Raw genomic sequence first — 19,085 nt, forward strand, 5'->3', positions numbered from 1 at the left:
CGCGACCGGCGCGCGCGATCACATGGCTATGGGAGGATTAACCATGGCGGGGCCATCCGGGTTTTTCCCGGTGTTTGTAGTGGGATGCCGTTGCGAGGGGCGGGGGCGCGCCGCTTTCCCTCCCCCATCCCCTCCCGCTTGCGGGAGGGGCGTGCTTGTGGTGGGCGCGGGGCATCGCATCGGAGGTGCGCGTGACATCGCGGCGGGCACGCCCCTCCCGCAGGCGGCAGGGGATGGGGGAGGGCCCGGCCGCAAGCGAGACGGCCTCAGCCTGTCCCCCGAAACGGCACTAACGTCTCATATTGCGCCAGCGGCGGCGCGCCCGCGACGACAGCGCCGCGTTTCAACAGGAACGCGTGACGGACGATCTCCGCCTGCTGTTCGAGGCCGTAGCGGCGGAACGCCTGTCCCGGCTTCATGGCGTAGCTGTAACGGCAAAAGGGATGGCGTTTGAGCGGCAGGAAAATGCCCTGCTGGTGTTGCCAGATATGCACCATCTCATGCACGAACAGCCCCTGTTCGTGGAGCGGGCAGCCGCCGAAATCCTCGCGCCACAAGCCGCCCTTCGGATGGAAGTGGATGCAGCCCGTCGGCGCCATCACCGTATCGCGCGGTTGGAAAAAGGCCCATTTGGTGGGCGACAGCCGCACCCGGTCATAGTCGATGGCGTCCCCGAAGACCGAACGCGCCAGCGTTTCCTCGGCATCGGTGAGCGAACGCCTGGTCACGACGCGTCGGGCGCCGGATTGCCCGCGCCGATCACCCGTGCGCCCTGGCGCAGCCGCGTGCCGTCGGAGAAGGTCAGCAGCAGTGACAGGATGCGCCCCGGCTTCACCCCCGGATTCATGTCGTAGAGCATGACATGCCGCCCGCCGGGCTGAAAGCTGACGGTCGCACCGGCGGGGATCGGCACGCTGTCCACCTTGCGCATCGCCATGCCGCCCTCGTGCATCTCGGAAGTGATGGCGACGTCGCTGCCGACCGAGATCAGGTTCAGCGGGGTCGGACCGCCGTGGATGACGAAATAGGCGGCCGCCGGGCGTCCCGGTACGGCGGCGAGGCGGACCCAGCCCTCTTCGCTCGACAGCTCCGGCCTCGACGAGCAGCCCGTCAGGGCGAGTGCCCCGGCGAGCGCGCAAAGGCCCGGAAAAATGGCGCGGCGCATGACAATCCCTCCCGTTTCGGCAAATCCCGAAACGACCCTAGGTTCCATCCAATCTTGCGGCAACGGATCGCCCACCTATATCCGGCGAGTGAACGGGGTTTTCGGGTCGCCGCTTTCGGGACCGGACGACCCCGGCATCTGACTTCCGGACTATGTTCTTGAGGGGCATTTAGAGACTTATGGCAAAAGTGATCGGCATCGACCTCGGCACCACCAACAGCTGCGTCGCTGTCATGGAGGGTGGCAAGCCCAAGGTCATCGAAAACGCGGAAGGCGCGCGCACCACGCCGTCGATCGTCGCCTTCGCCAAGGATGGCGAGCGCCTGATCGGCCAGCCCGCCAAGCGTCAGGCGGTGACCAATCCCGACAACACCATCTTCGCGGTGAAGCGCCTGATCGGCCGCCGCTTCGACGATCCCGTCACCAAGAAGGACACCGAGCTGGTTCCCTATGCGATCGCGCGTGGTCCGAACGGGGACGCGTGGGTCAATGCGGGCGGCAAGGATTACAGCCCGTCGCAGATCTCGGCCTTCACGCTGCAGAAGATGAAGGAAACCGCCGAATCCTATCTCGGCGAGACGGTGACCCAGGCGGTCATCACGGTTCCGGCCTATTTCAACGACGCGCAGCGCCAGGCGACCAAGGACGCCGGCCAGATCGCCGGCCTCGAAGTGCTGCGCATCATCAACGAGCCGACGGCGGCCGCTCTGGCGTACGGCCTGGAGAAGCAGGACGGCAAGACGATCGCGGTCTATGACCTTGGCGGCGGCACCTTCGACATCTCGATCCTCGAGATCGGCGACGGCGTGTTCGAGGTGAAGGCGACCAATGGCGACACCTTCCTGGGCGGCGAGGACTTCGACAACAAGATCGTCGACTTCCTGGCGTCGGGTTTCCAGAAGGACGAGGGCATCGACCTCACCAAGGACAAGCTGGCGCTCCAGCGCCTGAAGGAAGCGGCCGAAAAGGCGAAGATCGAGCTGTCCTCGGCCCAGTCGACCGAGGTCAACCTGCCCTTCATCACCGCCGACCAGAACGGCCCGAAGCATCTGGTGAAGACGATCACGCGCGCCGACCTGGAGCGTCTGGTCGAGGATCTGATCCAGCGCACGCTGGAGCCCTGCAAGAAGGCGCTGGCCGATGCGGGCATGAAGGCCGACGAGATCGCCGACGTGGTGCTGGTGGGCGGCATGACCCGTATGCCGCGCGTCCGTGAGGTGGTGAAGAACTTCTTCGGCAAGGAACCGCACACCGGCGTGAACCCGGACGAGGTCGTCGCCATGGGCGCGGCGATCCAGGCGGGCGTGTTGCAGGGCGACGTCAAGGACGTGCTGCTGCTCGACGTCACCCCGCTGTCGCTGGGTATCGAGACGCTGGGCGGCATCATGACCAAGATGATCGACCGCAACACGACGATCCCGACCAAGAAGAGCCAGGTCTATTCGACCGCCGACGACAACCAGAATGCGGTGACGATCCGGGTCTTCCAGGGCGAGCGCGAGATGGCGGCGGACAACAAGATCCTGGGCCAGTTCGACCTCGTCGGCATTCCCCCGGCGCCGCGCGGCGTGCCGCAGATCGAGGTCACGTTCGACATCGACGCCAACGGCATCGTCAACGTCTCGGCCAAGGACAAGGGCACCGGCAAGGAGCAGCAGATCCGCATCCAGGCGTCGGGCGGCCTGTCGGACAACGACATCGACCAGATGGTCCGCGACGCGGAGAAGTTCGCCGAGGAGGACAAGAAGCGTCGTGCGGGCGCCGAGGCGAAGAACAACGCCGAGTCGCTGATCCACACCACCGAGCGTCAGCTGGCCGACAATGGCGACAAGGTCGACGCGTCGCTGAAGTCGGAGATCGAGGCGGCCGTGGCGGAAACCAAGACCGCGGTCGAGGGTGGTGATCCCGACACGATGAACGAAAAGGCGCAGGCCCTTGCCCAGGTCGCGATGAAGCTGGGCCAGGCGATCTACGAAAAGCAGCAGCAGGCCGAGGCCTCGCCCGCTGCCGACGCTGGTGCGCCGAAGCAGGACGATGTTGTCGACGCCGAATTCTCGGAAGTCGACGAGTCCAAGTAAGGCGCTTGGCCTGGCCTGCCTTCGGGTGGGTCGGGCCATGGCCTTTGGTGTTGGAATACCGCCCCGGCGAATATGGCCGGGGCCCATGACGAAGCGCTTCGCGGTGTCGCTCCGTCCGGCCTGATGGCGCGGTCGGCCAGCGAGGCGCGCACGGGCGGACGGGGCGAGACCGGGCATGAGCACGACGATCGATTATTATGAGCTGCTCGAATGCGAGCGCACGGCGGACGATGCGACGATCAAGTCGCGCTACCGCAAGCTGGCCATGCAGTACCACCCGGACCGCAACGCGGGCTGCAAGGACTCGGAGGCCAAGTTCAAGGCGATCAGCGAAGCCTATGACTGCCTGAAGGATCCCCAGAAGCGCGCGGCCTATGACCGCTACGGCCATGCCGCCTTCCAGCAGGGCATGGGCGGCGGTGGTGGCGGCGGGGCACAGGATTTCGGCGCCTTTTCCGACATTTTCGAAAGCGTCTTCGGCGAATTCATGGGCGGCGGGCGTGGCGGCGGTGGGCGACAGGCGCCCCGGCGCGGCGCGGACCTGCGCTACGACATGGAAATCACGCTCGAGGAAGCGTTCCATGGCAAGCAGACCGAGATCACCGTCGATGTTTCGGCGGCCTGTGACACCTGCGATGGCTCGGGCGCCAAGGCGGGGACCAGCGCCAAGACCTGCCAGCAGTGCGGCGGCCATGGCAAGGTGCGCGCGCAGCAGGGCTTTTTCGTGGTCGAGCGGACCTGCCCGGTCTGTCAGGGTGCAGGGCAGATCATCGCCGATCCCTGCCCCGACTGTCGGGGCGACGGCCGGGTCGAGAAGACCAAGACGCTGTCGGTCAACGTGCCTGCGGGCGTCGACGAGGGCACCCGCATCCGCCTGTCCGGCGAAGGCGAGGCGGGCGCGCGCGGCGCACCTGCGGGTGACCTCTACATCTTCCTGCACGTGAAGCGGCACGCGATCTTCGAGCGCGAGGGCACGACGCTGTTCGCGCGCGCGCCGATCAGCTTCACCACGGCGGCGCTTGGCGGCTCGCTGTCGATACCCGGTCTCGACGGTCGCACGCACGACATCAAGATTCCGGCGGGCATCCAGTCGGGCAAGCAGCTCCGCCAGCGCGGCGCGGGTATGCCCGTGCTCCAGGGGCGCGGCACCGGCGACCTGGTCATCCAGATCGAGGTGGAGACGCCCACCCGCCTGTCCACCCGCCAGCGCGAACTGCTCGAACTGTTCCGCGAGACCGAGACGGGCGACGAGTGTCCCGAAAGCCAGGGCTTCTTCGCCAAGTTGAAGAGCGTGTTCGCGGGGGAGTGATTCGCACCCGGACCGTGGAGTGTCGGGAAGGGCGCCGGTGACACGCCCTCCCGTTCAGGGCTTGGTGCTGGCGGCCTTCATCCGATCCAGCTTCCTGACCTGCTCCGACTGTACCGGCACCCCCAGTGCCTGTCGCAGGCTGTCCGGGATCAACGTGCGATCATAGGGATCCATAGTCGGCCCGGTTTCCTTCGACTGGCTATATTGCGTGCCATAGATTTGCGGCTGTCCGATCTTCATCAGATAGCGGTCGAGCGTGGCCGCCGCGATCCAGCTCGATTCGGCCTTGCCACGCGCCACCGCCGCGATCGCCAGAGAATGGGCGAGCAGATAGTCCGCGGCGTCCGAGCCATGCTGGAAGATGAAGGCGGCGTGGTAATAATCCTCGGCGGTGATGATCCGCCCTTGTGCCAGCATGGTCCGGGCTTCGACCCGGCGTGCGGCGTCCTCTGCGATCATGCGTCGGATCGCCATCATGTCGATCGGCTTGGCCGGATCGATGGTGGCCCGGATCGCCTGATCCGCATCGAACATCGCGGTCAATTCGCGATTGTCCTGCGATGCCGGAGCCTGTGCCGACAGTTGCGCCGGGCCGAGGGCCATGCTCGCCACCACGATCCACCATGCTATCCGCATTGCCCCGTCCCCTTTTGCAGAGGCAGCATGAGTTGCATTTGAAAACGCTGCCCGCAAGAGCAAGGCAAAGTTGCGATGCGCGGGGCATCGCTTGCTTGCCAAAAGCGGGTTTTGCAGGTCCATTGGCGGTGTCCGATGGAAGGAAGACGATATGATCCCCCGGCTGCTTGCCCTGTCCCTGATCGCCGCGTCCGTTACGCTCCCCGCCGCCGCGCCCGTGTCCGCCCCGCGCATCGGCGTCGCGAGCTTCGAGGCCTTGGCCAAGCCGCTGCCGCTTCCCTACCATGCGGGGAACGCCAAGGCGGAGATCGCGGCGGCGCGGGCGCGGGCGGTGAAGGCGCACAAGCGCGTGCTGATCGATCTGGGCGGTAACTGGTGCCTGGACTGCCGCCTGCTGGCAGGGGTGATGGAAACGCCCCAGATGCGCCCCTTCGTCGCGAAGCATTTCGAGGTGGTGACGGTCGATGTCGGCCGGTTCGACCAGAATATGGATATCCCGGCGTCCTACGGCATTAAGGGCCGTTTGCAGGGGGTGCCCGCCGTGCTGATCGTCGATCCGAAGACCAACACGCTGGTCAATGCGGGCCGTGAGACGGCGCTGGCCGATGCGCGGGCGATGACGCCGCAGGCGGTGGCGGACTGGTTGGCCGGTTGGGTGGGGTGAGCCGCATCAGCCTTCCGGCCCGGTGACGTCGGGCGTTCCCTCCCCCAACCCCTCCCGCCTGCGGGAGGGGAGAGAAGGTGGACAACCGCTTCCCCACATAGCTCCTCTCCCGCGGGCGGGAGGAGTTGGGGGAGGGGAGTCCCCAGCGGCACTAACGGCGCCGATGGGACTCCCCCCATCCATCACGCGTCGCCGAACACCCGCGCGAAGATCGTGTCGACATTCTTGTAATGATAATCGAGGTCGAACCGCGCCTCGATCTCTTCCGGCGACAGCGCGGCGGTCACGTCCGCATCGGCCTTGAGCAACTCCATCAGCGACAGTTCGCCGTCCGACTCCCACACCTTCATCGCATTGCGCTGGACCAGCCGATAGCTGTCTTCGCGGCTTACGCCCGCCTGGGTCAGGGCCAGCAGGACGCGCTGCGAATGGACCAGGCCGCCCATCTTGTTGAGGTTCTTCTCCATCCGTGCCGGATAGACGACCAGCTTGTCGATCACGCCCGTCAGGCGGGCCAGCGCGAAGTCGAGCGTGATGGTTGCGTCGGGGCCGATATAGCGCTCGACCGAGGAATGGCTGATGTCGCGCTCATGCCATAGCGCGACATTCTCCAGCGCCGGGGTCACGTAACCGCGTACCATACGGGCCAGGCCGGTCAGGTTCTCGGTCAGCACCGGATTGCGCTTGTGCGGCATCGCCGACGAACCCTTCTGGCCGGGCGAGAAATATTCCTCCGCTTCCAGCACCTCGGTACGTTGCAGGTGGCGCACCTCGGTCGCCAGGCGCTCGATCGAGCTGGCGATGACGCCCAGCGTGGCGAAGAACATCGCATGGCGATCGCGCGGGATGACCTGGGTCGAGACGGGCTCGACGGTCAGGCCCATCTTCTCGGCGACATGGGCTTCGACGCGCGGGTCGATATTGGCGAAGGTGCCGACCGCGCCCGAGATGGCGCAGGTGGCGATATCGGCGCGCGCCGCGACCAGGCGGGCACGGTTGCGGTCGAACTCGGCATAGGCCTGGGCCAGTTTCAGGCCGAACGTCACCGGCTCCGCATGGATGCCATGGCTGCGCCCGATGGTCGGCGTCAGCTTGTGCTCCAGCGCGCGGCGCTTGATGACGGCGAGCAGCGCGTCAAGATCCTCGAGAAGGATGTCGGAGGCGCGCGCGAGCTGCACCGCCAGGCAGGTGTCGAGTACGTCGGACGAGGTCATGCCCTGATGCAGGAAGCGCGCTTCCGGACCGGTGCGCTCGGCGACATGGGTCAGGAAGGCGATGACGTCGTGCTTCGTCTCCGCCTCGATCGAATCGATACGGTCGATGTCGAAATCCCCGGCGGCCTTGTCGGCTTCCCAGATGCGCGCGGCGGCTTGCCTGGGCACGACGCCCAGTTCGGCGAGCGCGTCGGTGGCGTGCGCCTCGATCTCGAACCAGATGCGGAAGCGGGTCTGCGGATCCCAGATCCGGGTCATGGGGGCACGGGAATAGCGCGGAATCATGGGGCACCTTCAGGTCGTGGAAACGGCACAGCTCACCGTGCACTCCCTCTCGGAATCACGGTGTGTCGTGCCGTTAGCAGGGACGAGCCGAGCCTTCAAATCCTGGAGCATCATACCCATATGGCAAAATGCAGATTGGGAACGTATCTCTAACAACGAAGATGCTTTTCCGATCTTCATAGTCATCGTTCGACCAGAGTAAGGGAGAGACGAGATGATGAAATACGCTTTTCTTGCCGGTGCCATGATGGTGTCGGCCCCGGTGTTTGCGCAGACCACGACGGCGCCTGCCCAAACCTCACCCGCCCCGGCACAGGCTGCGCCCGCAACCACAGCGGATCCGGCACAGGCGGCGCAACCCGCGACCGACCCGGCCGCCGCGACTCCGGAGCAGGGCCAGGTCCAGGCGACCGGCAGCCAGATCGCCCAAGTCGTGGACACGCAGTTCCCGACCTATGACAAGAATGGCGACGGGCAGCTCAGCAAGGCCGAATTCTCGCAGTGGATGGTCGCGCTGAAGTCGCAGACCGACCCGTCGACCAAGGCCGAGGCGCCCGCGACCAAGAAATGGGTCGGCACCGCCTTCGCCCAGGCCGACACGGACAAGAACAAGTCGGTGTCCAAGTCCGAACTGACCGGGTTTCTGAGCCAGGGCCAGGGCTAAACGCCTAGTCGGGACATCCCTCCGTCCCGACAGCATCCCCGAGCGGGGAGAAGCGGGGCCGCCGTACCATCGGGTACGGCGGCCCTTTTCCGTTTAAATCCTCCCCATCATCGATGGGGCGGGGGACCGACCGGCGCAGCCGGGTGGTGGAGGGGCGGCGGCGTCAGCCGCCGTCTGCGACGGCGCTCCCATGCCCACGCTGGCGCGATGGTCCCCCTCGCCAAGCAAGCTCGGGAGGAATCAGTAGGGCACGAAAAAGGGCAGGGGCGTTGCCGCCACCTGCCCTGATTTCGTCCGCTCGCTCGTGCGAGGGAGCGAGGCCCGATCAGGCCTCTTCCGAACCTTCGGCCTGGGCCTCGGCGTCGGCGGCTTCGTCCGCGGCGGTCGGAACCGTCGGCGGAACGATCGTCGCGATCGCGAAGTCGCGGTCGTCGATCGCCGGGGTGGCGCCCTTGGGCAGCTTCACGTCCGAGATGTGGATCGCGTCACCGACTTCCAGACCCTTCAGCGAGATGGCGATCTCGGCGGGAATGTCAGCGGCGTCGACGACGATCTCGATCTCGTGGCGGGTGATGTTCAGGACACCGCCCTGCTTGATGCCACGGCTTTCCTCTTCGTCGGTGAAGACGACCGGAACGGCGACGGTGACGGTCTCATGCTCGCCGATGCGCAGGAAGTCGACATGCAGCGGGCGGTCGGAAACCGGATGGAACGCGACGTCCTTCGCCAGCGTGCGCTGGCCGTCCACCATGATGACCGAGGTGAAGAAGTGACCGGTCATCAGAGCCTTGACGAGGGCCTTCTCTTCGAGATGGATCGACGCGGCGGCCTGGTTACGGCCATAGATCACGGCGGGGACGCGGCCTTCACGACGCAGCGAACGGGAGGCTCCCTTGCCAACCTGATCGCGCGTCTCGGCGGCGAGCGTAAGGGTGTCGCTCATTCCAGTTACTCCGAAACAAAATGGATATGGTTTTCCCGACCACGCCTCCAGGGATGACCATGACCGGAAGCGGCGGCGCATAGCGGCAAAGTCTGCAAAAGACAAGCCATGCGCCCCCGCCACCTCAAAAGCGGATGGGCAGGCCGATCAGGATGCGGCCGTGCTTGCTTCCGCCCTGTGCGCGCAGACGGACACCGACATTGCGGCCGATCTGCCGTTCGATGCCGATTCCGCCGACCAGCCCGCTGGGACCGTTGCCGTCGTCGTCGATGACGTTTCGCGACAGCCGGACGTCGTAACGATAGCCGCCATAGCCCGCCTCGGCGAATACCATGGTGCGTTCGCCGAGGACATAGCCCGCCCGCGCGGTCACGCTATAGCCCCAGCGCGCCTTCTGTTCGTAGAAGGCGAAAATTTCCTGGCTGCGCACGGTGCCGCCCCCGGCTTGGACCGCCACTTCGCCCCCCAGGCGCAAGCGGTCGCTGACGGGCAGCATGATACCGGCAAAGCCACCCCCGGCCAGCCCCGCCCCCACATATTTGCGGCTGTTGACGTCATCGCCAAGGCGGAAGCCATGGATCAGGACCCCGGCCTCCGGTCCCGCATAAGGGCCAGCAAAGGCGGGCTTGTCCTGCGCGAAGGCGGTCGCGGGCAGGCAGATCAGCAGGGCGGCGGCAAACAGGAGGCGCATCGGAAACGTCCTTTGGTCATAGGGGCTCCCCATCGATTCCCTATCGAGGTTGATGTATGATGATTATGAATTTCTGTAAAACAGAAAGAATGTGATGCTGGGCAGATATTTCATAAGCCGTGGGCGCGCGCGGGTGGTGCGGGTGTTCGCGCTGCTGTGCTTCCTGATCGCGGGGGCGGGGGCGGCGACGCTACCGACGATGCTGGTGGGTCCGCAGTGGCAGGCCTTCATGATCGACTGCGATGACGGATGCCGCCCCAAGCCCCAGCCGCTCGATCAATTGTCGCCGGAGGTCCGACACGTCATCGCCAGCTTGCCCCGGGCCCCGGAACGAATGACCGCCGCCATGGCGGACCCCTATTGGTGGTGGCGGTTGTTCGGCATCCAGACGCTCAACGTCTTGCCCTTCGCCATTTTGTTCTTTTCCGTCGGCATGGCGCTCTGGCGGTTTAGCAGCCGTCAGGAGCATCGCGACTGGAGCGGGATACGATGGTTGCAGCGGGCAACCGCCGCCGGGATCGTGATGGCCGTCGCCGAACCCGTAGCGCAGGTGCTGCGTGATGCGGTCTATCTAACGGCGGTTGCGGATATCGAGACATTTTCCCATTCGATCGACTTTACCGAAATTATCGACAACCTGCTGTTCGCCGGTGCCGCCTGGGCCGCGATCTGGGCGCTGGCGGCGGGGTTGCGCGCGCGGGGCGACCTGGCCGAGATCGTCTGATGCCCGTCACCGTCAATCTCGATCTCATGCTGGTACGGCGCAAGGTGAAGTCGAAGGACCTGGCCGAGGCGATCGGGATCACCGAATCGAACCTGTCGCTGCTGAAGTCGGGCAAGGTGAAGGGCGTGCGCTTTTCGACGCTGGCCGCCATCTGCCGCTATCTGGAATGCGAGCCGGGGGACATATTGGGCTATGAGCCGTCGGACGACGATCTGACGGCGGAGGAATAGGCGATCCGCGCCGCCGATCCTGAGGGATGGCGGCGCGGGGGACGCCGGATTCAATAGGCGATCCGCTGCGCCTTGATCCCCTGCTTGGCGAGCTGCGCCTGGACACTGTCGTTGCCCGCCAGATGGCCCGCTCCGACCGCGATGAAGATGGTGCCGGGCTTGGCCATCCGCTGCTTGATCCACGTCGCCCAGCGGGCGTTGCGGTCGGTCAGCAGGGTCTTGGTGACCTCGGGCGAGTCCTTCAGGCTGTCGTTCATCGTGCGGGCCAGCGCGTCGGGATCGCCCTTGACCCATTCGTCGACCATCTCGGCCATTTCCTCGCCCGCCTTGGGCAGGTCGTCGACGGTCGAGGTCAGGAAGTCGATCTGCGCCTTTTGCGACAGCCCGTTGAAATAGCCGATCTGCTGTTCGGCGGTTTCCAGGCCCGCGACCGGCTTGCCCGCCGCCTTGGCCGCATCGGCGAGTACGGTTTCCGGTCCGTTCTTGGGGTCATAACCCAGCTTCTGGATCGGCGCGATCGACAGGGTGACGCCCGCCAGCCACGGCTTCATCCGGTCGAACGCCTGCGGCGGCAGCCCCGCGTCGGTCAGCGCCTTCAGATAGGCGCCACGCTTGTCGGCGGGCAGTTGCTCGGTCAGTGTCGGGCCAGCGGTGATGATGCCGTTCTTCAACACGATCTGCTGCATCGTCGCCTGGTCCGGCTGGACCATTTCCAGGACGAGCTGGTCGGACTTGTCGAACGCGGTCTTCACCGCCTCGTCGAACCAGGTCAGGCCCGGCTTCAGGACATGGATGGTGCCGAACAGATAGATGGTGGTGTCGGCATCCTTGACCACCCACAGCGCGGGATCGGCGTCGTTCGGATTCTGGGCGGGTTTGGTCTGCGCGCAGGCCGGTAGCGCCAGCATCAGCGCGAGCGAGGTGAGGGCGGCTTTCATGATCGTCTTCATGGGATCAGGCTTTCGGAAAGAAAAGGGCGGAGAGGCAAGGGGATCAGCGATATTTGCGCCACGCCCAGACGATGCCGCAACTCAGCATCAGCGCGCCATAGACCCATTCGAACTGCACCGGGGGCACCAGCCCGCCACGCCACAGGAACCACCAGACGGGTACGCCCAGGCTGACGACATAGAAGGCGGCAAGAGCGCCGTCGCGATAGGCGCGGCTTTCATGCTCATCCACCACGCGGTGCCAGCGCCACGAGATGAACGGGACCACCAGGCCGCAGATCATCGCCATCAGGACCGCGAACCATGTCGGCAACGGCGTGGTCCACATGTCGAAGGGACCATGTTTCACCCCTGGCGGCGTGGCGCCGAACGCCATGAGCGACATGGCCATGCCCATTACGCCGCCGACAGCGGCGGAGACGCCGAGCAGTCGATGATTGGCCCGCTCGCTGGGGCCCTTGGTGGACGGCTGGGTACTCATGGTCGCACCTCGATGGACAGGTGGATGGAGACATGGGGCGCATGGGACAGCTGCGCTGCGACGGGGCCGGCGGGATCGATCGCCCGGAGCGCGACCTGACCGATCTGCCCGGCGCCCCAGCCGAGCAGCGACAGGGTGATGCCTGCGCCGATCGCCGCATGGACCAGACGGCGGCTCATGCGCGCACCCGCTGGATGACGTAGAAGCCCAGGCCGGTCGCCGCCGAGATCAGCCAGGCGACATAGCCCGGATTGGACAGCGGGACATATTTGGCCGCGATCGTGACCGCCGCCTGCAGCAGGAAACCGCTGAATCCGATCACCGCCCAGGTCTGCACGGCCAGCAGCCGCTGCACCTCGTCCGCGTCGCGCCAGTTGCGCCACGACACGATGATCGCCAGCGACAGGACCGGGATCAGCGACGCATCGACGATCCAGTCCGGTGTCGGATGGCGCTGACCGCCGCGCACGCCATCGATGACACCGTCGATAAAGGGAAGGCCCATCATCACGGCCGCGGTCACGCCCGCCAGCGCCACGCGCCGCCGGTTCTTTCGCGCCGTGCGCTCGGCGAACCGCGCCTCGCCCCAACCGGCGCCCTTACTCACCGTCATGCTCGTCATCGAAAATCTCCTCGATCGGCATTTCGAACAGGCGGCCGATGCGGAACGCGAGCGGCAGCGACGGGTCGTATTTTCCCGTCTCGATGGCGTTGACGGCCTGTCGCGACACGTCCAGCCGCCCGGCCAGCTCGGCCTGGCTCCAGTTGCGTTCGGCGCGCAGCACCTTGAGGCGATTTCTCATCTCGACCTCCTCTGGCATGGCTGGCCTCCCTTGTCATCACTCCATGACCTTATGTCAGGTGACCATGACAAAATGACAGTGAGTCGCGACCATGTCAATAACACCTGACAAAATATCATGCGTCGCTGACTTGGAGCCGATGAAGACGCTGCGCTCGCCTTGACCGCGAAGGGGGCATCCGCCAAAGCCTGCGCCCATTATGCAGACCCGGAACGGACCCCCGGAAGGACCACTGTCCTTCCAGCGCATGATCCTCACCCTCCATGACTATTGGAGCGAGCGGGGATGCGTGATCCTGCAACCCTATGACATGGAGATGGGGGCGGGCACCTTTCACCCGGCGACCACGCTGCGCGCGCTGGGCCCGGACAGCTGGAACGCCGCCTTCGTCCAGCCCTGCCGCCGCCCGACCGACGGCCGCTATGGCGAGAACCCCAACCGGCTCCAGCATTATTACCAGTATCAGGTGATCCTGAAGCCCTCGCCCGCCGACCTGCAGGACCTGTATCTGGGCAGCCTGGCGGCGATCGGCGTGGACATGGCCAAGCACGACATCCGCTTCGTCGAGGATGACTGGGAAAGCCCGACGCTGGGCGCCTGGGGACTGGGCTGGGAAGTCTGGTGCGACGGGATGGAGGTGACGCAGTTCACCTATTTCCAGCAGATGGGCGGATACGACATGAAGCCGGTCGCGGGCGAGCTGACCTACGGGCTGGAGCGGCTGGCGATGTATATCCAGGACGTCGACAACGTCTACGACCTGCGCTTCAACGATCAGGGCGTGTCCTATGGCGACGTGTTCCTCGAAAACGAGAAGCAGATGTCGACTTGGAACTTCGAGGTCGCCGACACCGACATGCTGTTCGACGCGTTCCGCAAGGCGGCGGCCGAGTGCGAACGGTGCCTTGAGAGGAAGCTGCCCATCCCCGCCTATGAACAGGCGATCAAGGCCAGCCATACCTTCAACCTGCTCCAGGCGCGCGGCGTGATCTCGGTGGCGGAGCGCCAGGCCTATATGGGCCGCGTCCGCGATCTGGCGAAGGGCGCATGCGGCGCCTGGATGGACAAGAACGGATGGGCGGCGTGACCCTGCACCCCCTTCCTCCCGGCGCAACGCGCGGGGAGGGGGACCATTGCGTCGGCAATGGTGGAGGGGCCGCCGCGCCAGCGGCGGGTGCCCGCCGCCCCCTCCACCGGCCCCTCCAAGTTTTGGGCCGGTCCCCCTCCCCATCGTTGATGGGGAGGAATTGAGAGTGACCATGACCGATTTTCTGCTCGAACTCCGCTCCGAAGAAATCCCCGCCCGGATGCAGCCGGGCGCGCGAGAGACCCTCGCCAGGCTGTTCGCCGCCGAACTCGCCAAGACCGGGCTGTCGGCGGGTGAGATCGTCACCTATGCGGGGCCGCGTCGCCTCGCGCTGATCGCCAAGGGGCTGCCCACCGCGACCGAGGCGGTGTCCGAAGAGGTCAAGGGTCCGCGCGCCTCGGCCCCGCTGCAGGCGCTGGAGGGTTTCCTGCGCAAGACCGGGCTGACCCGCGAACAACTGACCGAGCGTGACGGCGTGCTCTTCGCGATCACCGAAAAGCCGGGCCGCGCGACCGCCGAGGTGCTGGCCGAGGCGATCCCCGCCATCGTCCGCGCCTTCCCCTGGCCCAAGTCGATGCGCTGGGGCGCGGAGTCCGCCTCGACCGAGTCGATGCGCTGGGTCCGCCCGCTGCACGCCATCGTCGCGCTGTTCGGTGGCGAGGTGGTGCCGTTCGCAATCGCCGGGATCACCAGCGGCAACGTCACGCGCGGCCACCGCTTCCACGCGCCCGCCGAGATCGCGCTGACCGGCGCCGACACCTATGTCGAGCAACTGCGCGCCGCCAAGGTGCTGGTCGACCAGGACGAGCGCGCCGCGATCATCCGCGCGCGCGCATCGGCACTGGCCGCCGAGGCCGGGCTGGAACTGGTCGAGGACGAGGGGCTGGTCGCCGAGAATGCCGGGCTGACCGAATGGCCGGTGCCGCTGCTCGGTCGCTTCGACGCGGCGTATCTCGACGTGCCGCCCGAGGTCATCCAGCTGACCGCGCGCGTGAACCAGAAATATTTCGTCTGCCGTTCCGCCGACGGCAAGCTGGCGAACGCCTTCGTCTGCACCGCGAATATCGAGGCGAGCGACGGCGGCGCGAAGATCGTCGAGGGCAATGCCAAGGTGCTCGCCGCTCGGCTGTCCGACGCGCGTTTCTTCTACGAGACCGACCGGAAGACCAGGCTCGACGATCTGCGGCCCAAGCTGGAAAAGATCGTCTTCCACGAAAAGCTCGGCACCGTCGCCGACAAGGTCGAGCGGGTGGCCAAGCTTGCCCGCTGGCTGGTCGAGGAAGGTATCGTCACCGAATTCCCCTCCCGCAGGCGGGAGGGGCCAGGGGAGGGCAGTGCCCCAGGCGACGTCGCCCGTGGAGACGTCCCCCCCCCATCCCCCCCCCCAAGCGGAGGGGGCGAGCTTGCCGATCTGGCGGAACGCGCCGCGTACCTGGCGAAGGCCGATCTCGTCACCGGCATGGTCGGCGAGTTCCCCGAATTGCAGGGCCTGATGGGCGGTTACTATGCCGCCGCGCAGGGCGAAGACCCGCGCGTGGCCGAGGCGGTTCGTGATCACTACAAGCCGGTCGGGCAGGGGGACGATGTCCCCACCGCGCCGGTGACGGTGGCCGTGGCGCTGGCGGATAAGCTGGATACGCTGGCACAGTTCTTCTCGGTCGGGCTGAAGCCTACCGGGTCGAAAGATCCCTTTGCGCTTCGGCGTGCGGGGTTGGGGATTCTGGAATTGCTGAGCCGTAATGGGCTTCGCGCACATCTGTTCAGGGCGGTAAACGCGGCAATGTTGGCGCGTATAGAGGGCCCTAACCCGGCTCAGGTCGATGAGGTGATGCAGTTCCTCATCGACCGCCTCAAGGTCCAGCAACGCGAAGCGGGCGTCCGGCACGACCTGATCGACGCGGTGTTCGCGCTCGGCGGCGAGGACGATCTCGTCCGCCTGCTCGCCCGCGTCCGCGCGCTGCAAGCCTTCGTCACCACCGACGACGGCGCCAACCTTCTCGCAGGCTACAAGCGCGCCGCGAACATCCTGAAGAAGGAAGGCGTCGAGGGCTACCAAGGCTGGACCGCGCCGACCTACACGCTCGAGGCCGCCGAGGCCGATCTGATCGCCGCGCTCGACGTCGCCGAGCCCAAGGCGGCGGACGCGGTGAAGGCCGAGGATTTCGAGGCCGCGATGGCCGCGCTCGCGTCGCTGCGTGCGCCGATCGACCGGTTCTTCGACGATGTGACCGTCAACGACGCGGATCCGGCCAAGCGGACCGCGCGCCTTGCGCTGCTCGCCCGCGTCCGGGCCGCCGTCCACACGGTGGCCGATTTCTCGAGGATCGAGGGATGACCTAAGCCCCGGATCGGGAAACGGAATTTGACGTTCCTGTCTTCCTCTCCGGCGAAACCGCCTTATTAAACCCGACGCCTGTGTCCCCAGGGCGTCGGACGTGACGACCAGTAAAGGATCGAACCGATGACCTATGTGTACCGTTTCGGCGGCGGCGTTTCGGACGGCGGCAAGGGGGACAAGAACCTGCTCGGCGGCAAGGGGGCGAACCTGGCCGAGATGGCCTCGATCGGGCTGCCGGTTCCGCCGGGCTTCACCATCTCGACCGCGATGTGCACCCGCTATTACGAGGATGGCGAGCAGTTCCCGCAGGATCTGCGCGACGAGGTCGCTGACGGCATCGCACATATCGAAACGGTGACGGAGAAGCGCTTCGGCGATCCGGAAAATCCGCTGCTGGTCTCGGTCCGCTCGGGCGCGCGGGTGTCGATGCCGGGCATGATGGATACGGTGCTCAACCTGGGTCTCAACGACGCGACCGTCGAGGGGCTGGCGAAGAAGGCGGGCGACGAGCGTTTCGCCTGGGACAGCTATCGCCGCTTCATCCAGATGTATGCCGATGTCGTCCTCGAGCTGGATCACGGCGCGTTCGAGGAAGCGCTGGAGATCGCCAAGGAGGATAACGGCTTCACCCTCGACACCGAGATGTCGGCCGGCGACTGGAAGGCGCTGGTCACCGTCTACAAGGGCCTGGTCGAGGAGCAATGGGGCAAGCCGTTCCCGCAAGACGTGCAGGACCAGCTCTGGGGCGCGGTCGGCGCGGTGTTCGGTTCGTGGCAGTCGGAGCGCGCCAAGGTCTATCGCCGCCTGAACGACATTCCCGCCGACTGGGGCACCGCCGTCAACGTGCAGGCGATGGTCTTCGGCAATATGGGCGACACCTCGGCGACGGGCGTGGCGTTCACCCGCGATCCCTCGACCGGTAACCATGCCTATTATGGCGAGTTCCTCATCAACGCGCAGGGCGAGGACGTGGTCGCGGGCATCCGTACGCCGCAATACCTGACCAGAGCGGCGCGCGAGGAAGCCGGGGCCAAGCCCGCCTCGATGGAAGAGGCGATGCCCGAGGTCTATGCCGAGCTGGCCGCCGTCTTCGACCGGCTGGAAAACCACTACCGCGACATGCAGGACATCGAGTTCACGGTCGAACAGGCCAAGCTCTGGATGCTCCAGACCCGCTCGGGCAAGCGCACCGCCAAGGCGGCGCTCAAGATCGCGGTCGATATGGCGAATGAGGGCCTCATCACCCGCGAGGAAGCGATCGCGCGGGTCGATCCGGCGGCACTCGACCAGCTTCTGCACCCGACGCTCGACCCCGATGCCAAGCGCGACGTGCTGACCAAGGGCCTGCCCGCCTCGCCCGGCGCGGCGTCGGGCAAGGTGGTGTTCGACGCCGATGCCGCCGAGCGCGCGGCGGCGGCGGGCGAGGCGGTGATCCTCGTCCGGGTCGAGACGTCGCCGGAGGACATTCACGGGATGCACGCGGCCAAGGGCATCCTGACCGCGCGTGGCGGCATGACCAGCCATGCGGCGGTCGTTGCGCGCGGCATGGGGCGGCCTTGCGTCTCCGGCGCTGGCAGCCTGTCGATCGACAGCAAGGCCAAGCTGCTCCGCGTGGGCAGCCGCGAGGTTCGCGAGGGCGATATCCTGACGCTCGACGGTTCGACCGGCGAGGTGATGGTCGGCGCGGTCGCGACCGTACAGCCCGAGCTGGCGGGTGATTTCGGCACGCTGATGGAATGGGCCGATCAGGTCCGTCGCCTGAAGGTCCGGGCGAACGCCGAAACCCCGCTCGACTGCCGCACCGCGCGCGAGTTCGGCGCGGAGGGCGTCGGGCTCTGCCGGACCGAGCATATGTTCTTCGACGCCGCGCGGATCACGGCGGTTCGCCAGATGATCCTCGCGTCGGACGAGGCGGGCCGCCGCGCCGCGCTCGCCAAGCTGCTGCCCGAACAGCGCGCCGACTTCACCGCGATCTTCGAGGTGATGGCGGGCCTGCCGGTGACGGTACGCCTGCTCGACCCGCCGCTGCACGAATTCCTGCCGCAGCAGGAGGCCGAGTTCGCCGAGGTCGCCACCGCGGCGGGCGTGGACGTGGAGACGCTGAAGCGCCGGGCGAACGAACTGCACGAGCTCAACCCGATGCTCGGTCATCGTGGCTGCCGCCTGGGCGTGACGTACCCGGAAATCTACGAGATCCAGGCGCGCGCCATCTTCGAGGCGGCGCTGGACGTCGCCGAGAAGTCGGGCGAGGCGCCGATTCCCGAGGTCATGATCCCGCTGGTCGCCACGCGGCGCGAGCTGGAGCTGATGAAGACGGTGGTCGACAAGGCCGCGCAGGCGGTCTTCGCCGAGCGCGGCAGGACGGTCGACTATCTGGTCGGTACGATGATCGAGCTGCCGCGCGCCGCGCTGAAGGCGGGCGAGATCGCCGAGGTGGGCGAGTTCTTCTCCTTCGGCACCAACGACCTGACCCAGACCACCCTGGGCGTCAGCCGCGACGATGCGGCGCGGTTCCTCGGCGCCTATGTGGAGAAGGGCATCTACGCCAAGGATCCGTTCGTCAGCCTGGACGTGGACGGTGTCGGCGAACTGGTCAGCCTGGCCGCCGAACGGGGTCGCGCGACGCGGCCCGGGATCAAGCTGGGCATTTGCGGCGAGCATGGCGGCGACCCGGCTTCGATCGCCTTTTGCGAGCAGGTCGGGCTCGATTATGTCTCGGCCAGTCCGTACCGCGTGCCGATCGCGCGGCTCGCGGCGGCGCAGGCGGCTTTGAAGGCGCGGTAACGCCTGGGGGTGAGCCATGGCCGGTGTCGCCTGTGGCTT

At 66.5% G+C, this 19,085-nt stretch carries 20 protein-coding genes; 9 read left to right on the forward strand and 11 right to left on the reverse strand.

Annotated features, from left to right (window positions below; genetic code table 11):
- Positions 1–266: 266 nt before the first annotated feature.
- Both LRP66_RS04425 and LRP66_RS04430 read right to left on the reverse strand, forming a co-directional pair.
- Entirely contained in the window at positions 267–728 is a 462-nt protein-coding gene (locus LRP66_RS04425; protein ID WP_230481295.1) for a vgr related protein, read from the reverse strand.
- A complete protein-coding gene (locus LRP66_RS04430) occupies positions 725–1,165 on the reverse strand; it encodes a copper chaperone PCu(A)C (protein ID WP_230481296.1) in 441 nt (146 codons plus the stop codon). The genes LRP66_RS04425 and LRP66_RS04430 overlap by 4 nt, the downstream gene beginning before the upstream one ends.
- Positions 1,166–1,344: 179 nt before the next feature.
- Here LRP66_RS04430 and dnaK point away from each other — a divergent pair, with 179 nt between their 5' ends.
- Positions 1,345–3,243: a molecular chaperone DnaK gene (dnaK, locus tag LRP66_RS04435; protein WP_230481297.1), complete on the forward strand. Its 1,899-nt coding sequence runs from the start codon at positions 1,345–1,347 to the stop codon at positions 3,241–3,243.
- 175 nt (positions 3,244–3,418) lie between these two features.
- Positions 3,419–4,552, forward strand: a complete 1,134-nt coding sequence (gene dnaJ / locus LRP66_RS04440) for a molecular chaperone DnaJ (protein ID WP_230481298.1) — start codon at positions 3,419–3,421, stop codon at positions 4,550–4,552.
- A gap of 54 nt (positions 4,553–4,606) precedes the next feature.
- On the opposite strand, the gene LRP66_RS04445 is transcribed toward dnaJ, so the two are convergent.
- Positions 4,607–5,188 carry a DUF6624 domain-containing protein gene (locus LRP66_RS04445; RefSeq protein WP_230481299.1) on the reverse strand — a complete coding sequence of 194 codons (582 nt, stop codon included), beginning with the start codon at positions 5,186–5,188 and terminating at the stop codon, positions 4,607–4,609.
- 151 nt (positions 5,189–5,339) lie between these two features.
- Between LRP66_RS04445 and LRP66_RS04450 the strand changes: the two genes are divergently transcribed.
- Complete coding sequence (locus LRP66_RS04450) at positions 5,340–5,852, forward strand: thioredoxin family protein (protein WP_230481300.1); 513 nt, start codon at positions 5,340–5,342, stop codon at positions 5,850–5,852.
- Positions 5,853–6,034: 182 nt separating this feature from the next.
- Here LRP66_RS04450 and purB read toward each other — a convergent pair whose 3' ends face one another.
- Positions 6,035–7,351: an adenylosuccinate lyase gene (gene purB / locus LRP66_RS04455; protein ID WP_230481301.1), complete on the reverse strand. Its 1,317-nt coding sequence runs from the start codon at positions 7,349–7,351 to the stop codon at positions 6,035–6,037.
- A 214-nt stretch (positions 7,352–7,565) separates the two neighbouring features.
- Here purB and LRP66_RS04460 point away from each other — a divergent pair, with 214 nt between their 5' ends.
- Complete coding sequence (locus tag LRP66_RS04460) at positions 7,566–8,015, forward strand: EF-hand domain-containing protein (protein WP_230481302.1); 450 nt, start codon at positions 7,566–7,568, stop codon at positions 8,013–8,015.
- Between the two features lie 325 nt (positions 8,016–8,340).
- Here LRP66_RS04460 and LRP66_RS04465 read toward each other — a convergent pair whose 3' ends face one another.
- Together LRP66_RS04465 and LRP66_RS04470 are read right to left on the reverse strand one after the other, a co-directional pair.
- Entirely contained in the window at positions 8,341–8,958 is a 618-nt protein-coding gene (locus LRP66_RS04465; RefSeq protein ID WP_230481303.1) for a 50S ribosomal protein L25/general stress protein Ctc, read from the reverse strand.
- A 124-nt stretch (positions 8,959–9,082) separates the two neighbouring features.
- Positions 9,083–9,649: an outer membrane protein gene (locus LRP66_RS04470; RefSeq protein ID WP_230481304.1), complete on the reverse strand. Its 567-nt coding sequence runs from the start codon at positions 9,647–9,649 to the stop codon at positions 9,083–9,085.
- 94 nt (positions 9,650–9,743) lie between these two features.
- Here LRP66_RS04470 and LRP66_RS04475 point away from each other — a divergent pair, with 94 nt between their 5' ends.
- A complete protein-coding gene (locus LRP66_RS04475; protein WP_230481305.1) occupies positions 9,744–10,373 on the forward strand; it encodes a hypothetical protein in 630 nt (209 codons plus the stop codon).
- On the forward strand, positions 10,373–10,603 hold the full coding sequence (locus tag LRP66_RS04480; protein ID WP_230481306.1) for a helix-turn-helix domain-containing protein: 231 nt from the start codon (positions 10,373–10,375) through the stop codon (positions 10,601–10,603). The genes LRP66_RS04475 and LRP66_RS04480 overlap by 1 nt, the downstream gene beginning before the upstream one ends.
- A gap of 50 nt (positions 10,604–10,653) precedes the next feature.
- Here LRP66_RS04480 and LRP66_RS04485 read toward each other — a convergent pair whose 3' ends face one another.
- The 5 genes from LRP66_RS04485 to LRP66_RS04505 are packed head-to-tail and all read right to left on the reverse strand — an operon-like array spanning position 10,654 to position 12,837.
- Complete coding sequence (locus LRP66_RS04485; RefSeq protein ID WP_230481307.1) at positions 10,654–11,553, reverse strand: TraB/GumN family protein; 900 nt, start codon at positions 11,551–11,553, stop codon at positions 10,654–10,656.
- 43 nt (positions 11,554–11,596) lie between these two features.
- A complete protein-coding gene (locus LRP66_RS04490; protein ID WP_230481308.1) occupies positions 11,597–12,034 on the reverse strand; it encodes a hypothetical protein in 438 nt (145 codons plus the stop codon).
- Positions 12,031–12,213, reverse strand: coding sequence for a hypothetical protein (locus tag LRP66_RS04495; RefSeq protein ID WP_230481309.1), 183 nt, complete (start codon positions 12,211–12,213; stop codon positions 12,031–12,033). The genes LRP66_RS04490 and LRP66_RS04495 overlap by 4 nt, the downstream gene beginning before the upstream one ends.
- Entirely contained in the window at positions 12,210–12,656 is a 447-nt protein-coding gene (locus tag LRP66_RS04500; protein WP_230481310.1) for a hypothetical protein, read from the reverse strand. Before LRP66_RS04500 ends, LRP66_RS04495 begins: the two co-directional genes overlap by 4 nt.
- Entirely contained in the window at positions 12,634–12,837 is a 204-nt protein-coding gene (locus LRP66_RS04505) for a helix-turn-helix transcriptional regulator (protein ID WP_230481311.1), read from the reverse strand. The genes LRP66_RS04500 and LRP66_RS04505 overlap by 23 nt, the downstream gene beginning before the upstream one ends.
- Before the next feature lie 199 nt (positions 12,838–13,036).
- Between LRP66_RS04505 and LRP66_RS04510 the strand changes: the two genes are divergently transcribed.
- From LRP66_RS04510 to ppdK, 3 genes are all read left to right on the forward strand, one after another.
- Positions 13,037–13,924, forward strand: coding sequence for a glycine--tRNA ligase subunit alpha (locus LRP66_RS04510; protein WP_230481312.1), 888 nt, complete (start codon positions 13,037–13,039; stop codon positions 13,922–13,924).
- A gap of 172 nt (positions 13,925–14,096) precedes the next feature.
- Positions 14,097–16,259 carry a glycine--tRNA ligase subunit beta gene (gene glyS, locus LRP66_RS04515; protein ID WP_230481313.1) on the forward strand — a complete coding sequence of 721 codons (2,163 nt, stop codon included), beginning with the start codon at positions 14,097–14,099 and terminating at the stop codon, positions 16,257–16,259.
- Positions 16,260–16,385: 126 nt separating this feature from the next.
- On the forward strand, positions 16,386–19,046 hold the full coding sequence (gene ppdK / locus LRP66_RS04520) for a pyruvate, phosphate dikinase (RefSeq protein ID WP_230481314.1): 2,661 nt from the start codon (positions 16,386–16,388) through the stop codon (positions 19,044–19,046).
- The last annotated feature ends 39 nt before the right edge of the window (positions 19,047–19,085 follow it).

The organism is Sphingomonas sp. Leaf21, from assembly GCF_916858675.1.
Lineage (GTDB): Bacteria > Pseudomonadota > Alphaproteobacteria > Sphingomonadales > Sphingomonadaceae > Sphingomonas.